The organism is Enterococcus sp. BWR-S5 (assembly GCF_016745255.1).
In the GTDB taxonomy this organism is placed as follows: domain Bacteria; phylum Bacillota; class Bacilli; order Lactobacillales; family Enterococcaceae; genus Enterococcus_L.
In genome coordinates this window covers 222,503-241,759 of record NZ_JADOEQ010000002.1, presented here as the reverse complement: position 1 = coordinate 241,759, position 19,257 = coordinate 222,503, and the positions used below count along the sequence as shown (strand labels likewise).

Sequence of the window (19,257 nt, the reverse complement as noted above, 5' to 3'; positions counted from 1 at the left end):
CGATACCATATACATAATAAAAGAAGGGGAATGATAAATATGTCGATTTATTTTGATGCATCGCAAAACTTTTTCCACCTGAGCAATAATGAAATTAGCTATATCATTGGTATCGAAAAAGAAAAATATCTTACCCATAGATATTTTGGTCCCCGTTTGACAGGGTATCATCAGGTCAATCAGCTGCAAATGATTGATCGCGGCTTTGCTACGAATCCAATCAGTGAAGAACGCACTTTTTCGTTAAATACGCTGCCGCTTGAAACTAGTACACAGGGCAGCTTAGATTACCGAGTGAGCAATTATCAGTTTCGGAATATAGACGGGTATCGTATTACTGATTTTGTGTATGATCATTTTGAAATTTTAGAAGGCAAACCTTCTTTAGAGGGACTGCCATCACTAAGAGGAGAGCAGGAGCAAACCTTAGCAATTTATCTTGTAGACCATATCCAGTCGCTTGAAATGGTGCTGTATTATACAATATACGAGAATCTTCCTGTGATTACACGGAGTGTGGCGTATAAGAATAATGGCGCAAAGGCAATCTATATAGAAAATGCTGGTTCGATGCTTCTAGATTTTCCACGTTGTGATTTTGATTTACTAACACTTAATGGGGCACATACAAATGAGGCAACTATCCATCGGCAACCACTCCATACTGGTGTACAAAAAATCGCATCAACTAGAGGAACTAGCAGTCCGCAACATCATCCATTCTTAGGGCTTGCTGATCGGTGTACGAATGAAGATCAAGGACACGTTTATGGGTTCCATTTTATTTATAGTGGGAATTTTGTGGCTCAAGCGGAAGTAGAGCAATATGGAAGTACGCGGATTCAAATCGGAATCAATCCGGAAACCTTTGAATGGAAATTATCACCGAACGCAACTTTTCAGACACCAGAGGTTGTGTTGAACTTTAGTGCCAAAGGGTTTAATCAGCTTTCCCAGACGTTCCATAAGCTATATCAAACCTATTTGATTCCTAAGCAATGGCAACAGGTGGAACGCCCTGTTTTACTTAATTCTTGGGAAGGGAATTATTTTGATTTTACTGAAGAAGACTTGGTTCGTCAGGCTCAACTAGCGAATGCATTGGGGATTGAATTATTTGTTTTGGATGACGGCTGGTTTGGCCAACGTGAGGATGATACAACCTCTTTAGGCGATTGGTCTGTCAACAAAGCGAAACTTCCAAATGGAATCGAGCACCTTGCGGATGTTATTCACAAACAAAAGATGAAATTTGGTTTATGGTTTGAGCCGGAAATGATTTCTGTAAACAGTCGTTTGTTTGAGCGTCATCCAGAGTGGAGTCTACAGGTTCCAGATTACCCTCAAACACAAGGCAGACAACAGCTCGTCTTAAATTTGAGTTTGCCGGAAGTTCAAGAACATCTTATTCAGATGCTGACAGCGTATCTTTCTTCAAATAAAATCGATTATGTAAAGTGGGACATGAATCGACATTTAACGGAAGTAGGCAGCTTTGTTTTACCGAATGATCAGCAAAAAGAAGTCAGCCATCGCTATGTTTTAGGGCTTTACCGTATTCTATCTGAAGTAACAAAGCAATTTCCAAAAGTTCTTTTTGAAAACTGCTCGAGTGGTGGCGGCCGATTTGATCCTGGGATGGTTGCCTATATGCCTCAAACTTGGGCAAGCGATAATACAGATGCGTTGTGTCGATCAAAAATCCAATACGGGTATAGCTATCTATACCCACCGATTATGATGGGGGCTCATGTTTCGGATAGTCCGAATCATCAAGTAGGTCGAAAAACGCCTTTAGCCAGTCGTTTTTTAATTGCAATGAGTGGTAATTTTGGCTATGAATTAGCTATAGAAAAGCAAGCATCACAAGACCTTGAAATGATAAAAGAGCAAATTACATTTTATAAAAAACATCGCAGACTGTTACAGTTTGGGCAATTTTATCGCTTAAAAGAGCTTGATACAGCTTACTCTACTGCTTGGCTATTTAAAAACGAAACAGAAGCACTTCTTGTTTATTCCAATGGGCTTGCTCAACCAGCACAAACGATTCAGTATCTAAAAACGAAATATCTTGAGGATGCGGCTCTTTATAAGGATACGAGTACAGGAAAAATATATAGTGGCAGTGAATTAAATCATGCCGGTATTCTTGTTCCTAGGATCAAAGAAGATTTCCACTGTTTCTACATTCATTGGGCCGTCATAGAATAAAATATGTACTAAAGTGACTGGAACATAACTCAAATCCTACGCCCTATCTATACCTATATCCGAAAAAACGGTGGGACAGAAGCAACTTCTTCGACAATAAGCTGAAATTCAGCAAAAATTTGTGGAGCAATTTTCGTGAATTCCAGCTTATTGCTTGAAGCTTAACGTTTCTGGCCCAACCTCTTGTTGTTAATTTAGTAAAACGGCATAAGCTTCATAAGGAAGAAGTGTTTGACTGATTTCTTTTTCATAATTATGAATTAATATCTCTTTGATTTGTTGTGTTTCATCTAATAAGAATTGAGTTGGGTCACCGGAAAAATTGACAACAACTAATAATTTTTCTCCTTCATTTTTACGAATGTAAGCCAAAACTGCTGTATCGTCTGTTGGAATACTTTCAAATGTTCCTTCAGTAATTATTGGTAACTCTTTTCGGAGCTGTATCAGCTTTTTATACGTATAGAATAATGAGTTTGGATCATCTAAAGCTGCTGCTGCATTGATTTCAGTTGCATCTCCTACAGGCAGCCAAGGAATACCATCTGTAAAGCCAGCCTGTTTAGAAGCATCCCATTGCATTGGATGGCGTGCATTATCCCGCCCTTTGGCATTGATAGAAGCAATGATTTCATCTTCTGTATACCCTAACTCAATGCGTTCATCGTACATTCTCCGACTTTCAATATCATCGACTTCATCAATGGACTTTACTGGATAATTTATCATCCCAATCTCTTCCCCTTGGTATATATAAGGGGTTCCTTGAAGAAAATAAAGATAAATTGCTAACATTTTTCCGCTGAGGATTCTGTATTTTTGATCATCGCCCCAACGAGAAATGATTCGTGGTAAATCGTGATTATTCCAAAACAGGGAGTTCCAACCTTTGCCAGCCAATTCAGTTTGCCATTTAGAAAAAACTTGGTGCAGTTCTTTCGGATCAAGCTTTTTTAGATCCCATTTTCGTTTGCCTGGTTGTTTATCCAAATTGATATGCTCAAATTGGAAAACCATCGATAATTCCTCTCTGTCCTCGTCTGAATAAAGCTGAGCAATTTCGGGTGTTGCGCCCCAAGTTTCACCAACCGTGACCAAATCGTATTCTCCAAAGGTGTTCTGGTTCATTTCTTGTAATAGCTCGTGGAGTTTTGGACCATTTTTAGTAATTGATTGGTCGGGTTCCTTTCCAATTAAATCAATCACGTCTAGACGAAATCCGCCTACTCCTTTTTTAATCCAGTAATTCATCATACGATAAATCTCTTGACGCATTTTTTTATTTTCCCAATTTAGGTCAGGCTGCTCCTTTGCGTGTAAGTGAAGATAATATTCTCCAAGTTCCGGAACTAATGTCCAAGCTGAGCCGCCGAAGTTTGATTGAAGGGCGTTCGGTGGATTTCCATCAACGCTCTTTCTCCAAATATAAAAATCATGAAATGGACTATCTGTATTGTGAAGTGCTGATTGAAACCAAGGATGTTCAGAGGAAGTGTGATTGACAACTAAGTCCATGATGATTCGGATGTTTCTCTTTTTCGCTTCTTCAATGAGTCTATCCATATCCGCCATTGTTCCATATTCTGAACCAATCGCTTGATAATCACTGATGTCATAGCCATTATCTTCATTAGGTGATTGATACACAGGACTCAACCACACGGCGTCTATTCCTAGAAAAGCAAGATAATCTAAATGTTGAATAATTCCTGGAAGATCACCAATACCATCTGCATTCGTATCCTTAAAGCTACGTGGATAGATTTGATAAATCGTTGCTTTTTTCCACCAATTAGTTTTCATAGTGTGCACTCAATGCTAGTAGACCTTGGTTTCTATCGGCAGTTAATGTGTCAATTACTTCAATGGATTCATAGTCGTTTGTGTTGGTAACAATCATCATCACCGTTGAATCAAAGCCAGCTTTTTTGATAGCGTCTAAATCAACTGTTCCTAAAATGTCTCCTTTTTTCACTAAATCTCCATATTTTTTATTAGTTTCAAAGGCTTCTCCATTCAATTTTATCGTATCAATTCCAATATGAATTAGTACTTCTGCACCATGGCTTGTTTTTAACCCATAAGCGTGTTTTGAATCGTGCACAATTGTCAGCTCCCCGTCAGCCGGCGCGTAAATTATCCCTTTTTCTGGAATTACTGCAACTCCTTTACCCATCATTTCTTGTGCAAAGACAGGATCGTTGACTTCTTTTAGAGAAATCGGTGTTCCATTGACCGGGCCAGTTAAGACTTCATCTTCAACAGAGCTGTTTTCAGCTTCAGGATCCTCATTGATTTCAACCGCAGCTTCACCTGAACGAGTATCATCATCTGCGAATACAGCCATATGACGTTTGCCGTAAGCATATGTTGTAATAAAGCCGACTAAAATACTGATGACAATACCAATCATGAAATAAGGAATTGATTTTGGTGCGATGGAGATAAAACCAATGACACTTGCAGGACCCATTGCTACTGATAAAACATGAAATATACCAATAAATACACAAGCAACTGCTGAAGCAATCATGCCACAGATAAATGGAAATTTAAGTTTTAAGTTGACCCCGAAAATTGCTGGTTCCGTAATTCCCAGCATAGCTGAAATACTTGCTGAGCTTGCTAAACTTTTTTGCTTTTTATTTTTAGTTAGTAACATGACGGCAAGAGTTGCTGCTCCTTGGCCAACATTTGCCATTGAAGCGACTGGGAAAATGAAGGAACCGCCAGTACGCGCGACATCAGCCAGCAAAGTTGTTTCTATTGCCGGGAAACTTTGATGTAGACCTGTAATAACAATAGGTGAATAAAACAGTCCGAATACACCTAAACCGATTGCCCCTGTTGTATTATATAGCCAAACAAGTCCATCGGTTAAACCATCTGAAACAATTCTCATAACCGGTCCCACAACGATAAAGGTTAAAAATCCGGTAATAATGATGGATAGCATTGGGGTAAAGGTAAAATCAAATGCGTTTGGAATTCGTTTATGAAAGAATTTTTCTAAAGTTGCTAAAATCCAAGCAACCACTAACACTGGCAATACAGAGCCTTGGTAACCTGCTTGGGCAACATTCATCCCAAAGATATGCCAATAATTCATGCTTCCTTCTGCAATTGCATTGGCCACACCATACCCATTGACTAAATCGGGCATCACCATCACCATTCCCATGGCTGCACCTAGATAAGGATTACCGCCAAAACGTTTAGTTGCAGAGAAGCCGACCAAGATAGGTAAGAAAGCAAACGGTGCAGAAGCTAATAAATTAATGATACTAGCGATGTCAGTTACAGCTGGAAACATTTCTACAATGGATTGAGGTCCAAATAAATGTTGTGCGGTTAACACATTGTTCAAGGCCATCAATAAACCACCAGCAACTAAAGCTGGAACAATCGGAACAAAAATATCAGATAATACTTTAATAAATGCCATAATTGGATTGTTCTTCTTACCATTTGCCGCTACTGCTTTTAAATCAGCTGTCGATGCTTCTTTAACATGTGTTATTTTTATTAGTTCATCATAGACGTTATTTACATCACCGGCACCAATAATGATTTGAAACTGGTCATTGGCTTCAAAGGTTCCTTTAACAGCGTCATTATTGTCTAAAGCCTTTTGATCCACCTTGCTTGAATCTTTTAGAACCAACCTCAGTCGCGTCGCGCAATGCGCTGCTGCTTGAATGTTGTCTTTGCCAAGCGCTTGATTGATTTCCTCTGCCACTTTTTTGTAATCCATTCTCGTTCCTCCTAAATGTCATTTAAGCGATTTTAACAACCCTCATTATTTGTCTGCTTAATCCGGAAATGAAATCGCTTTTTCACATCCAAAGTATATCAGATTTTTTATAAATGTCAAACGTATGACAATTAATTCAATTTATTAAACAAAGGAGTTATTGGTTGTGTTGTTTTACAATTGATTAACGTTTGACAATATTTGCCTTTAAAGTTAAACTATATGCAAGAATGCGCTTGCGAGGAGAGTACATATGTCTAGTAAAAAAATTTGGACGAAAGAAGAACGTTATCGTCCCTATCAAGAGTGGGATAAAACACACCTTGCCCTACTGCAAGAGAAAGTCGCCAATTCTAACTGGCGCTTAGGGTATCATATCCAACCGAATACAGGCTTACTAAATGATCCAAATGGTTTTTCATTTTTTAATAATCAGTGGCATGTCTTTTATCAATCATATCCAATGGGGGCTGTTCATGGGGTAAAATCCTGGTATCATCTGACATCTGATAATTTAGTAGATTGGAAAGAAGAAGGCACGAAGGTATTTCCAGATGGGATGTATGATAGTCATGGTGTATATTCAGGAACTGCTTTGCCTGTTTCGGACCAATTGTTCCTTGCTTATACCGGGAATGTTCGTGATGCAGATTGGGTTCGCCATTCCTATCAGTTAGGTGCTTGGATGGATGAATCTGGAGCGGTTCAAAAAATCGAAAAACCGTTGCTTGCTGCATCACCGACGGGCTACACATCTGAGTTCAGAGATCCCCAAGTATTTCGTTACAGGGATAGTTATTTGATGGCTATAGGTGCTCAAAATGAGGAAGAAGAAGGCAAGATTCTTACTTATCAGAGTTCTGATTTACTGACGTGGCAGTATAAGGGAGAATTAGATTTTACCGATAAAAAAATGGGTTTTATGATTGAATGCCCCAATTTATTAGTGACAGAAGAGGCTGCTCTACTTATCTTTTGCCCTCAAGGACTGGAAAAGGATAGTTGTTTTTATGAAAATATCTATCCTAACACGTATGTTATCGGAGACTCTTACGACTATGAATCGAATCGGCTGGTTCATCCTACCACGTTAAAAAATCTGGATGAAGGGTTTGATGTCTATGCTACACAAGCATTTCAAGCGCCTGACAACCGTTTATTATCCATCAGCTGGGTAGGCTTACCTGAAATCGATTATCCAACCGATCAAGAAGAGTGGGCCCACTGCCTAAGTAGTGTCAAAGAGCTGTTTGTAAAAGACAAAAAGTTGTATCAGCGCCCAGTCGCAGAGATGAAGCAATTACGTGTAGGTGAAGGGATTGATATTAATCAAGATTCCAATTCTTTTGTTGAAACAAAGACAAACCAGTATGAATTAATGCTGTCATTTGACCCGCTTTCCAGTGGAACAATTACTTTATGCACGGATAAAGAACAAAATAAAGGATTAACGATTAATTTTGATTCCCAACATGGTAAAATAACGGTAGACCGTAGTCAGGCTGGTGCTGTTTTTGCAGAAGAATATGGCTTTGTTCGATCGTTTACAGTCGAACAAAAACCATTAGATTTACAGATATTTGTAGATTCTTCGATTGTTGAAATCTTCATCAATGAGGGTGAAAAGGTTGCAACAATGCGCGTTTTTCCAGAAGCACATCAGACAGGGATCCATCTGGACTGTGATGGAGACTATCAAGGGAAATTATGGCAATTGCGGAAAACTAACCAATAAAGGATGAAGTAGCATGGTTGTCAAACTAACAGATGTGGCAAAGAAAGCGGGGGTTTCTCCCACGACCGTTTCTCGTGTTATTAATAATTATGGCTCCTTAAGCCAAAAAACCATTGATAAAGTAAATTTGGCAATGAAAGAGCTGAATTATCAACCAAATTCTTTAGCTCGTTCGTTGCAAGGCAAAAATACACAATTGATTGGACTGATTTTTCCAACTGTTGCGAATCCTTTTTTTGGAGAGCTTGTTGAAGGAATAGAAGGAAAACTATTTGATTTAGGCTACCGTGTTATATTGTGTGATAGTGCGAATAATAAAGAAAAAGAGCGGCATTACATTAATATGCTTGCGGCTAATAAAGTAGATGGAATCGTAGCTGGTGCTCATAATCTAGGAATCGCAGAGTATGAAGATATCGAGCTGCCAATTGTTTCTTTTGACCGTTATTTAGCTGATAATATTCCAATCATTGGCAGTGATAATTTTCAGGGAGGCTATTTGGCTACTGAAACATTATTTGTCAAAGGAGCACGAAAAATTGCGATTCTTACAGGATCACAAGAATCAAATTCGCCTACAAATTTTCGCTTAAACGGGTACTTAAGTTTTTTAGAGAAACACGACTTAGAGCCTAAAATTTTTCAGATTCAAACAACAGCTAGATCAACCGCTTTGAAAAATTTAGAAATCAAACATATTTTAGAAACAGAAGACATTGACAGCTTATTCTGTACGGATGATCTAACGGCTATACTGGCATATAATCAATGCCAGCAGTTGAAGATAAAGGTACCTGAACAAATCAAGATTATTGGGTATGATGGGACAAAATTCATTCAGAATTATTTCCCACAACTTTCGACGATTGCTCAACCAATGGCTGACTATGCAGAAATTTTGGTGGACTTGTTACTACAAAGAATCCAAAATCCAGAAAAAAAACTTGAAAAAAATTATTTATTGCCGGTAAAACTAATCCAAGGTCAAACAACATAAGCCTTAAAAGGAGTGGACAATATGTTATACGGTGCGATCGAGGCAGGAGGCACGAAATTTGTTTGTGCAGTGGGAAATGAAAATTTAGAAATAATTGAGCGTGTATCCTTTCCTACAGAAACACCTGAAAAAACGATGCGGTCTGTTGTTGATTTTTTCAAAAAATTTGATACAATCACGACAATCGGAGTCGGATCATTTGGCCCAATCGATGTTAAACGAGAGTCTGAAACTTATGGTTATATTACATCTACACCCAAGCTTGCGTGGAAGAATTTTGATTTTGTTGGATATTTAAAAGAACAGTTAGCAAATATTTCTGTTGCTTGGACAACCGATGTAAATGCTGCTTGTTATGGGGAATATATTGCGGGATGCGGTAAAGGGTTATCAAGTGTAGTGTACTATACTATCGGAACAGGCATTGGTGGTGGTGCTTTATTAGATGGACAATTCGTTGAAGGATTTAGCCATCCTGAAATGGGTCATGCGTTGGTTCGACGTCATCCTGAGGATACCTTTGTCGGTAATTGTCCGTATCACAATGACTGTTTGGAAGGGTTAGCTGCAGGACCTGCCATCGAGAACAGAACAGGGGTAAAAGGACAGGATTTACCTCCAGAGGATGCGTCTTGGGATATTGCAGCTTACTACATTGCACAATGTGCGTACAATACGACCTTACTTTTTTCTCCGCAGATAATTATTTTTGGCGGTGGTGTTATGAAGCAAGAACAATTAAGAAAAAAAGTTCAAGATCAATTTGCTAAGCTCATTAATGATTATGTGAAATATCCAGACTTATCGACCTACATTGTTACCCCTCAATTAGAGGACAACGCGGGTGTGATTGGATGCCTGGCTTTAGCAAAGGATTTATATCTGCAAGCTTAACTAGAGGATATGAATAATACACGAGGGCAAAGCAGAAAAATACTATAGATTATTTTCCGAAGACCAGACAATTTGATGCCTGGTCTTTTTTTGAGTATTATTGTTTTGAGAGTCTCATAAAATTCCCTGAATATCATTCACTTGTGATACGGTTCCCCGCATCGTAAGTGAATGATAATTTTTTTAGATAGCATAATATCAAAGGTTTGATATTGGCGGTGCAAATCCAACTGTTCAAGGTGCTGGAATTGTAGACATACGTGGAGGTAAGATTTATAGTGTAGATAATGGTAGTGGGCACTTTAAACCGGATTTATCTTCTTTGAAGGATGTAGAAAAGGCATTTGAGAATTTGCCTTCTAACATATATCATAAAGATTTTACAGGATTTTCAGAATATAAATAGAAGGAGAAGAACATGCAGAAAATATGGGGAACATATCCATGGTTTAATGAATACGGAGATGAATTGATTCATCCGGATGACAGAGAACTGTTTACAAAAAATGCAAATAATACTAAAGTTTTTGAATTTACAAAAGGAAACGATGGGTATAATAATTTTAGATACGGTGAGAATGTTTTTAGAATAAAGGATACTCTTTCTAAGGCTTTACCAGAACCAAAGTATAATTTTGGTGAAGATGTGCTGGTTAAGAAAAAAGCATTATTGGGGAAGATAGAAGATATTATGTGGCACAATTCTAAAAAAGAATACTACTACTTATTATCTGTCAATGGAAAGAAAAAGAGTACAAGGTACTTTGAAAACGAGTTGGAAAAAAATGAATGATTATTTTAAACTATTCAAAATCTGCTATCTTTTTTACAAAAACACAGCATTAGTACAATTAATTACCAAAAAGTGTTGAGATTGTTAGTGAATCTATTTTGAAATAAGGAGATAGTTATGGATAACATTAATATTTTGAAGGCATAGTATCGAATGGTTTTGGAATGTTTAACTAGACATAGAGATTTCTATAACAATCTTAAAACATCAATTGTTAAATCGATTTCAGATAAATTAGAAACCTTTGAAGCAACTTCAGGTAGAACAGGATGCAATCGATCAAAGTCGAAAAATTCAACAAAAGCGACACAAGAAAAAGACTGCTAAAGCCAGCAATTTAACGATTCTTCGGAGAGAATCTCTATAGAAAAATAGGAAATACAGAAATCTTATTATATTTTAGAAAAACTACCTGAGTCTCAGAATGAGGAGACTCAGGTAGTTTTTATTTGGAATAAGCTGTGATGGCCCTCTAGCTAGTGATATTTTTTTGATCTCAGATGACCAATAGTTGAATAGAGAATCTTTAAAAGTTATCTTGGATTGTTAGAAACGATCACTCAGCATAATATTGACTGACATAGTCTAGGAATTAGGTGTTTCTTATTGTTAGATTTGAATTGTTTTTATAGAAGAGGCGGTGAGAAATTGGTTGCATCCAAAGTGAAAATAATAATTTTTCTGTTCTTTGCATTGAAGGCTCTCCATAAAATCATTTATATCCAATACAAACGTCTCTTTCCTAATCGTCCTCTTGGGTACCAATCTTTATTTTTACTTTGGCAGACACGTTTCCTGCTTGTTTGTGATCCTTCGTATAGGCAATGAAATTAGCCGTTGCACCATAAGTCCCATTTTTCAGTTTTTTATCCAATTTTATATATTGAATATACTGTCCTGGTCGAATGCCTCCTGATTTGTAAATGATGTCTTTTGTGTCATCTAAAACGATATTGACTTTGAAATCGTAATGATTATTTTCGATATTCACAATATCAGCTTTACCATCTTCTTTATTGTCAGGGAAAAAGATAGTTGTGTTGATTGAAATATTTAGCATTCCTTCTTCGACTAAACGATCTAGCTGCTGACGAATTTCATCTTTTGTCATCCCCGGAAGAATTCCTGTATCTGCCATCGGGTCATAAAAATCTTCTTTATCTTCTTTTGATTTTTGTATAAATACTATAAAAACAAGGAGTAAAATCAGTAAAATAAACAACACAATTAAAACATTTCTTTTTTTGCTGCTTTTTTGAGTCTCGTTTCTTTTATCTAATGGTTTCTTATTCAATGTCATTTAAATGCCTCCTTTACTCACTTTTTCTGACAGTATAAGATACATCTACTATATGGTGCTCATCTGTTTCATTACTTGCACCACCTGCAATCCTCGCAGTTACCCCAATCTTTCGAAAAGAGCCATCGCCATCTAAGGTATCCTTGCTAATTTTCCAATCTGAATTATAGGAAATATTTGTTGTACCAACTTTTATAGGATTCCCCATCAACGTCATATAGAGCTCACCGGCTTTTAAGCGACGATTGTTACCTATTTCTGCGCTACTTAGAAGGGTCCAATTATTTTTTATAGTCAGAGAATCGACTTGAATATCGCATAAGGAATAATTTGTAATTCCATAATTATTTGGTACTCTAACCGAACCATCTCCACCGTAGCCGTACATGCATACATACAAAGGAACTTTAACATCGATTTTATATTCCCAAACAGCATATAAATCGATTGTATCGCTATCTTCAGAAGTTAAATTAATTACAGATGCTGTATCTTGATAGACAGGTTCTCCATCTTCTTGGAGACTCCAACCAGTAAATTGATAACGTGCATTTATAAATTGATTTTCTGATAAAGGTGTTTCTTCTCCATAAGTAAGAAGCATGTCGCCCATATCTCCGGACCCGCCGTTAGAATTAAAACGGACAGTATACGTATGTGGTGTGTAGTAAAAAATGAATTGATTTTCTGAGACTTCCAGCTCAAGATTTTTTTCGCTTTCCTTTGTGGAATAGCCTGTAATATCTATGGGAGCCTCTGTTACAATACTGCCAACAGGCTTGTCGTGCAGAGTTGTAGATTCTGCTACAGAGATTGTGCTGCCTATTTTATAATAATGCACGGTGTAGCTAGTTAAAGCATCATAATAATAGGAAAGAGTATTATTGTCTTCGTATCCGGGGGCACCCTCCTCGTATAATTGTGCAATAGTGGTTGTTGATTTTTCTTGATTTAAAGCATATCCTTCACCAGGACTCCATCTTTTTAGATATCCGACACTATTTCCCTCAATTCCAGAGGTAACAGTATATTGTTCTGTTTGTTCTTCATAAGAGTACTTACCAGAATTGGGATCTTTTGAATTTGAGTTCATCACGTAATATCTTATAAATATAGGCGTTTTCTTTTCTCCTAATGAAGTTTTAGCCCACTGTGCAACAAACGTATAGGACATTCCATCGTCACTTGATTTGGCATCTCCCTGAGCAAGTTCTAGAGCTTCTGGTGTAAGTTCAAATCGAGCATTGGACCGAAAAATTGTGCTGTCTTCGCTAGTTTTCAGTTTCCATCCGGCAAATACATAGCCAGTTTGTTTAGGTATTTCTTTTATTGTATGAAAGACTTCCCGATCTTCAACTGTGCATCTTTTATCTCGGACAAGAAAATCGCCTTCCTTACTGTAACCTTGTGGTATATCTGTAACTGTGCCTCCATTTAAATCAAATTGCATTTTGTATTTGTAGGGTGATGCATTTAGGTAAACCCACTGATCTTTATCATTAGCCGGACCAAAGTAAAAGGCATGTGTCAAATTCATATTTTGGGTATCGACTAAAAATTCATTCCATTTTCGGAACTGAGGCTCTATTTTATTCATATTTTCTGCAGTAGTTTCAAAAATAACGGAATCTGGATCTAGGGGGTCTAAACGTTCTCGTTCCCCAGTTCCTTGTCCCACAACACTAACTGTCCAGGGATTGTAGCCTGCGAGTGTTTTATAGGTCAGTAAGTTAATGCTGTATCTATCTCCCGTTTCTGTATATGTTTCATGTACATTATAGGAAGCAGACGCTTCAACGGAATAATAGATATTACGATTTATTGATAAAGGTGGCCGCCTTTCTTTTGCGAGGCCTGTACGCTCGATACCATGCTTGCCTTTTATTACCAATTCTGCAATTTTTGCATCTTTAAAATTTCCTTCTACGACTAGATCTGTTTTTACACTACTAATATCAACTTTGTATTTCCATTTTCTTGGAGAAGGGTTTATCCAGCTGCCACCACTATGAGGATCTCTTGGGTCGCTGGAATTTGGTGTTGATACGCAAGTTACAGTTATTGTTGTGCCATCCTCAAACTCAGTTGTTTTAGTCGAGCCTGCCACATACTCTGAGGGAATTGGTATATCTTGCTTATTAATCACCAAATTGTTCAGATGCCATGTATGATCGTTGTTATCTGTCCATATAATAAAGGAATACGGCTCATTAGGAACCAACTCCAAGTCGCTCAAGCTTCTAGCAGTAGAAGAGCCTCCATAGTTTTCCTCATACGTACAATTTGGACAGATATATCCATTGCTTATCGTCCCAGGACCTTCGCTGAGCGTAAAATTGATGTTGTTTTCGACAGTTATCATGACAGTTATGTTTGAAGAAACTGGAATTTGGGTAGTATTGTAAGCATCAAGAGTAACTGTAATCGGGTCTGTGATATAGGGTGTTTTATATTCCACCTTCAAAATTCTAGACCCATTTTCAGGTATTACTTGAAAAAGTAAATTTTCACCAAAGCGGACCTTTGTCGGGCTGCTTCCTACAGAACCAGTACCACCTATAAATTCATAGGTAATATCGTAAATACTTTCATAGATCAACACTATGTCTTGATTGCCTTTCAATAGAATTCCGACATCTGGGTTTTCCTCAAAAGAAAAATAGATGTGACCGTTGAATTGTGTAATATAGGCTATCTCTACTTCAATTTGGTCGTCTTTTACAATTGCCTTATTGAAGAAGGTATTTGGTCCGACGTCCCTAATTTTTTCTTTGATGTTTCCTGCCTCAATCGTACTGCTGTTTTCTACGCCATCTATTTTATAAGTGACCCAGATGTTGATTACTTCATCTTCTTGGGCTTCCATTATTTCAAGAAATCCGTCAATTCGTTCTTGCAAAGGCGTATTTTCGTCCTGTTCAAAGTTTTTTGTACCATCTGTATTTTCTGTAATTGGAGGTAAACTTATTGAATCCGCAGATTCAATTGTGTCCTGAGGTTCATCCTCTCCAATCACTTTTGAGTCTTCTGTTTCTGATAGTGCTGTGTTTTCATGTTGTGGGGAAGTATATCCACTTTCAATTCTTTCGCTCTCTTGTGCCGCTGCAAATTCTGTTAGAAATATTTCGGATAGAGGCAAAGTGAGGATAAAAATCAAAAATAGAGAGCACCATTTTCTTCTTTTACTTTTTTTAGTAAACAAGTATATATCTCTCCTCCGCTCCTCCTGATTTTTAATAGCTGATATTTTTTATTTGAGAAAACTAGAAAGTTTGTTTAAATTTTTTTCGATATGCGTATCTTATTACAGAAATAAACAGGAAGAATCCGATTAGGAAAAATAAGATTGATAAATAATCGGATTTTTCGCCCATGTTTGGCATAGTTGCAGGTTTATTATTCTTTTCAGTTTTCACAAATTGTTTCTCGTTCTCCTTTTTTTCGGAATTTTTACTATTATCCGCGCTTTTCGGTGTTTCGCTAGTGGGAGTAGTATTTTCGATATATAGATAAAACGTTGTTTGATTATTTCCCATCTCATCCTCAGGTGGATAATGTACTTCTGCTTCTTTATCAGAAACATCTGGCGAATCTGCACTAGCATGAGTCGAAGAACAGATTAAAATGTTTAGAATAATTATGACCATCATAATTATTGTTTTCTTTTTTTTCATCTTTCTCCTCCTGTTATTTCAAGATCGCTCCTCTTTAAAAAATAGGAACTACCTTATAAGAAACTTGAACGACTGGTACGTGTTCTGTCTTATTAACAGAACCACCGGCAATTTTTGCAAAAATATCAATTCCTAACTTGTCATTTGCATCAATATCCCAGCCTTGTGAAGTAATATCTTTTCCTCCCATAATTTCTGATACATCTATCACATCTTGATTAACTGCTGCAGTTGGTTTCAATGTCATAACAAAATCCCCTGCTTGTAAGCTTTTCCCTGGAGTATTTGCTGGTTTCATTGTCCAAGTTGTTCTATGAGATTTTATTTCTGTCACACGTACTTTTAGTCCTTCTTCGCCAGCTCTATCTTTTGATAAACCAATGTAGATTCCCTCTTCTTTAGGGAAAGTTACGTCTTTATACATAACGTCAACTTCTAGAAGAATAGAATCTGTTTCTGTAGGAAAAACAGACTTTCTGAAAACATTGCCATCTAAATCAGTGGCTTTCTTAAAATCAAATCCAGTTCCATCCTTATAGAAGAATGCATACCAATTACCAGAAGAGTTGTAGCCCATACCGCTTACATCTTTATAATTTTCAATAGCCGCAGTATCAGCAGGTGCTTTGGAATAAAATGTATAACTATTGTCTTGAACACTGTAAGAAACACCTTCAATAAGCCCATTGTTCGCTTCAGGATCATTACTGATAATTTGAACATAGGGTGTTTTTTGAACCACTCTGCCAATTGATACTTCTGAACCTTCTTTGTTTTGACTTTTATTTTCAATTGCATAAGCATTAGTGCTTGGAGTAATAACTGAACCATCAACCCCGTAAGCATACATACAAACATACAATGGAATAGTCACATCCAATTTAAAAGATCCTGAAATATCAAAGAAGATATCGTAGCTAATTCTTCCATCTTTTGAGCTTATGTAGCTATCGTCCTCATTTCCATCTCCAGGCTCTACGACAATATCTTTTCCTTCATCTGGGTTTACAGCATCTTTATCAACGTTTAGATAAAATTCTGTCAAACTGTCTTTTACATCCCCTTGTTCACTATCGACAACTGCTCCATCCTCACTTCCGTGCTCTGTGTGGGCAAAGCTGGTTGTTGGTAATGTAAATCCAGAGATCAGTAACCCCGTCAATACTAAAGTCATTCTTTTCTTCACATAATTACTCCTTCCTATAATTCACTATTTTTCATTTTTTGTTACAAGTGGCCTAAGAACTTTTCCGTTGTTATAGAACTATCCTCCTTCATCTTTCACTATATAAAAATAAAATATGGAGAAAAAGCCCCATAATGTTTTGAAAAAAAAGCCTTTGTGATCATTTGATATTATCAAAATAGTAAGGATTTCCATATTTCTGTTGACATTCCTTTTCATAAAAAAATAAGGTATACTAAACATGTAATGGAGGTGTAAGAAATGAATAATTTGTATTTACATACGGTACGTTCAACATTAGATAAAGACAACAGGGAAATGATTCCGCTCTTGCTTAATCAGGAGGACAATATACCAGAGAATTTTTATACTTCATTTATGACAGCATTAAGTAAATGGAGCCAAGTATTTAATCAACCTTTTCAACAAAAACCCCCTTCTGATCTTTTAATTAGAAACAATGTCTTTATGAATGATTTAAAAAGGCAAGCTTGTCAAAAACCCGTTACTCTCCTGTTAATAAATACTCAAGTTATTAACAATAAACAGATTCTTACATTTTTAGATCAACTCCTCCGTTTGCAAATACCAGGCTTTGAGTATATCGCTATCTACAATCCTTCGCGTCACACATCTAGCAGTTATCCGAAAAAAAAACTCCTATACCTAAATTATGATGAAGAAAGACAATATTATATAAAACATCAATTGGCCTTAACCAAAGAACAATTTACTCAGATACGTAAATTAACAAACGGATGGTTTTCAGCCGTTAAAACAATTCCGGAAATTCACTCTCGCTATAACATTGTTTCCTTTAATAGTTTGAGATATTATCTGAGTCAATGGCTAGAACAAGTACATTTTAAAACCTATATGCGTAAAGAAATAGACTGTCTGGTTTATCTGTCTTTGCTTGAAAATTTTTCTTTGGATGTCATAAAACTTGTTTATAATTGGTATGGTGTAGATGATCAGCTATTTATGACAGACAGCCCGATTATTCGCTATGACTTCACTTCGAAATCCTATCGATTTGCAGAAGATGTAGTACCTTTATTGAAAGAAAAGCAAATTCTAATTAGTAACAAACAAAAACAGAAATTTTGTCTATTTGTAGCGGATTGGTACAAGGATCATGAGGATATTTGTCATGCCATCCCTTTATATCGGCAAATCTGTGCCCATGTTGAAATTGTGGAGCTTTTAAAAAAAATTACCTTTCCTTGTTCAAGAGAGGTTGCTAATTTATGTATTAATACCATTAATGAGATGCCTGCATTTCTAATTGAAAAATATCCAATAGTGCAAATTGTCAATGCCCATATGCTATGTACACTTTACCGCTACAACGATGCCAGAATATTGATGGAAAAATTTTGTGAGCATTACGATAAATTTGACCAAACCTCAGAAGCAATAAAACCCATACTAGGCGAAGCATACGTATTGTTAGTAAATGTCTGCTTTTTTTCAGACGGGTCAATTCCCGCCCACCTTGTTTCCCAGTTACTTAAGCGTTCCAATGAACTAATTCCTGAAGGAAGTAAATTATTACCTCAAAATATAAATCTTTTTTCTGATACACCTGTTCTTAAATTAATAGATACACAAGAGGGCTCCCTCAACGGATTTGTTCAAAATTTAAATCAGTTGGAACCTTACATTATCACTGCAACAGGGGGGAATTGGGCTGGCTGCTCTTATCTTGCTGAAGCAGAACGAAACTACTACATACGCAACTTTAAAGAAGTTGAAAGCAATGCAGGAAAGGCCATAACAGAAGCCTTAAAATATAACCAATCTGATATTGCTTGTAGTGCAGCTTTCTTACTAATGAGATATAATGCAGCAAAAGGAAACTATAAAATGATGATGGAAAGCTTTGATTTACTAAAGCTTTATGCTGCTGAAGCGGACTATCAGTATTTTTTCAGTATGCCTGATTTAGCAGAAAGCTGGTTAAATCTTCAATTGGGTAAAAAGCATAATATCGCTTATTGGATACAAGATATGAGTGTCAATTTGAAAACCATGATGCCATGGAACTACGGTCGTGACAGAATTTTACATGCTAAATATCTACTTATAAATGAAGAATATGAAGAGCTGCTTTCCTTTTCTGAAGAGACGATTCATCTTTTTAAAATGCGGAAATATCACTTGTTAAATGTTTATCTTTATATGATACAGGCAGTGACCTACTATAAAATAGGGGATAAAGAAAAAGGATTTGCTGTATTTGAAGAGGTGTATCGCTGGAGTCATAAAAATGATTTGCTTATGCCTATTATAGAACTTGGAAATGCAGCTAAACTATTGGCGGTAAATTATCAACAATCTTCCCGTACCCTCATTCCAGAAGAATGGCTGTCAACTATCGCTACAAAAGCACATAGCTATTCCACCTATTTAGCCAGTATCAAAAAGCAATTTTTACAAAAAAATAGAGAAAAGCATTCTGTTCTGATTCATCTGACATCTAAAGAACTAACTATTTTATTTTTGATTTATCAGGGGCGAACAATGAAAGAAATTGCTCAACTACAAAATAAATCTTATGAAACGATCCGAGGAGTGCTAAAAAGAATATATAATAAATTGAATATTAGTAACCGAACAGAGGCGATTCGGCTTGCTTCAGAAAATCATATTGAAAAATATTTTGAATGATCCTAATTCGGCTGTCCGGCAATTCAGTATCAACATT

At 36.7% G+C, this 19,257-nt stretch carries 12 protein-coding genes; 6 read left to right on the top strand and 6 right to left on the bottom strand.

Annotated features, from left to right (window positions below):
* The first annotated feature begins 39 nt into the window (after positions 1 to 39).
* Positions 40 to 2,214: an alpha-galactosidase gene (locus tag IW510_RS03745; protein WP_202057051.1), complete on the top strand. Its 2,175-nt coding sequence runs from the start codon at positions 40 to 42 to the stop codon at positions 2,212 to 2,214.
* A gap of 189 nt (positions 2,215 to 2,403) precedes the next feature.
* Here the strand turns inward: IW510_RS03745 and IW510_RS03740 are convergent, their stop codons facing one another.
* Together IW510_RS03740 and IW510_RS03735 are read right to left on the bottom strand one after the other, a co-directional pair.
* Positions 2,404 to 4,017 (bottom strand): glycoside hydrolase family 13 protein, encoded by a 1,614-nt coding sequence (locus tag IW510_RS03740; protein ID WP_202057049.1) that lies wholly within the window; start codon positions 4,015 to 4,017, stop codon positions 2,404 to 2,406.
* Positions 4,007 to 5,968 carry a sucrose-specific PTS transporter subunit IIBC gene (locus IW510_RS03735; RefSeq protein WP_202057047.1) on the bottom strand — a complete coding sequence of 654 codons (1,962 nt, stop codon included), beginning with the start codon at positions 5,966 to 5,968 and terminating at the stop codon, positions 4,007 to 4,009. The genes IW510_RS03740 and IW510_RS03735 overlap by 11 nt, the downstream gene beginning before the upstream one ends.
* A gap of 253 nt (positions 5,969 to 6,221) precedes the next feature.
* On the opposite strand from IW510_RS03735, the gene IW510_RS03730 reads away from it, so the two are divergent.
* From IW510_RS03730 to IW510_RS03715, 4 genes are all read left to right on the top strand, one after another.
* Positions 6,222 to 7,703, top strand: coding sequence for a sucrose-6-phosphate hydrolase (locus IW510_RS03730; protein ID WP_202057045.1), 1,482 nt, complete (start codon positions 6,222 to 6,224; stop codon positions 7,701 to 7,703).
* 13 nt (positions 7,704 to 7,716) lie between these two features.
* Positions 7,717 to 8,700 (top strand): LacI family DNA-binding transcriptional regulator, encoded by a 984-nt coding sequence (locus IW510_RS03725; protein WP_202057043.1) that lies wholly within the window; start codon positions 7,717 to 7,719, stop codon positions 8,698 to 8,700.
* A 21-nt stretch (positions 8,701 to 8,721) separates the two neighbouring features.
* Positions 8,722 to 9,594 carry an ROK family protein gene (locus tag IW510_RS03720; protein WP_202057041.1) on the top strand — a complete coding sequence of 291 codons (873 nt, stop codon included), beginning with the start codon at positions 8,722 to 8,724 and terminating at the stop codon, positions 9,592 to 9,594.
* A gap of 418 nt (positions 9,595 to 10,012) precedes the next feature.
* Positions 10,013 to 10,387 carry a DUF6960 family protein gene (locus tag IW510_RS03715; protein WP_202057039.1) on the top strand — a complete coding sequence of 125 codons (375 nt, stop codon included), beginning with the start codon at positions 10,013 to 10,015 and terminating at the stop codon, positions 10,385 to 10,387.
* Between the two features lie 742 nt (positions 10,388 to 11,129).
* On the opposite strand, the gene IW510_RS03710 is transcribed toward IW510_RS03715, so the two are convergent.
* From IW510_RS03710 to IW510_RS03695, 4 genes are all read right to left on the bottom strand, one after another.
* Positions 11,130 to 11,687, bottom strand: a complete 558-nt coding sequence (locus tag IW510_RS03710; protein WP_202057038.1) for a hypothetical protein — start codon at positions 11,685 to 11,687, stop codon at positions 11,130 to 11,132.
* 13 nt (positions 11,688 to 11,700) lie between these two features.
* Positions 11,701 to 14,889: an InlB B-repeat-containing protein gene (locus IW510_RS03705; protein ID WP_202057037.1), complete on the bottom strand. Its 3,189-nt coding sequence runs from the start codon at positions 14,887 to 14,889 to the stop codon at positions 11,701 to 11,703.
* A 61-nt stretch (positions 14,890 to 14,950) separates the two neighbouring features.
* Positions 14,951 to 15,361 (bottom strand): hypothetical protein, encoded by a 411-nt coding sequence (locus IW510_RS03700; RefSeq protein WP_202057035.1) that lies wholly within the window; start codon positions 15,359 to 15,361, stop codon positions 14,951 to 14,953.
* 34 nt (positions 15,362 to 15,395) lie between these two features.
* The gene (locus IW510_RS03695) at positions 15,396 to 16,547 is read right to left on the bottom strand and encodes a hypothetical protein (RefSeq protein WP_202057033.1); all 1,152 of its coding nucleotides are present in this window, start codon (positions 16,545 to 16,547) and stop codon (positions 15,396 to 15,398) included.
* Between the two features lie 261 nt (positions 16,548 to 16,808).
* Here IW510_RS03695 and IW510_RS03690 point away from each other — a divergent pair, with 261 nt between their 5' ends.
* Complete coding sequence (locus tag IW510_RS03690; RefSeq protein WP_202057032.1) at positions 16,809 to 19,220, top strand: helix-turn-helix transcriptional regulator; 2,412 nt, start codon at positions 16,809 to 16,811, stop codon at positions 19,218 to 19,220.
* Positions 19,221 to 19,257 lie beyond the last annotated feature (37 nt).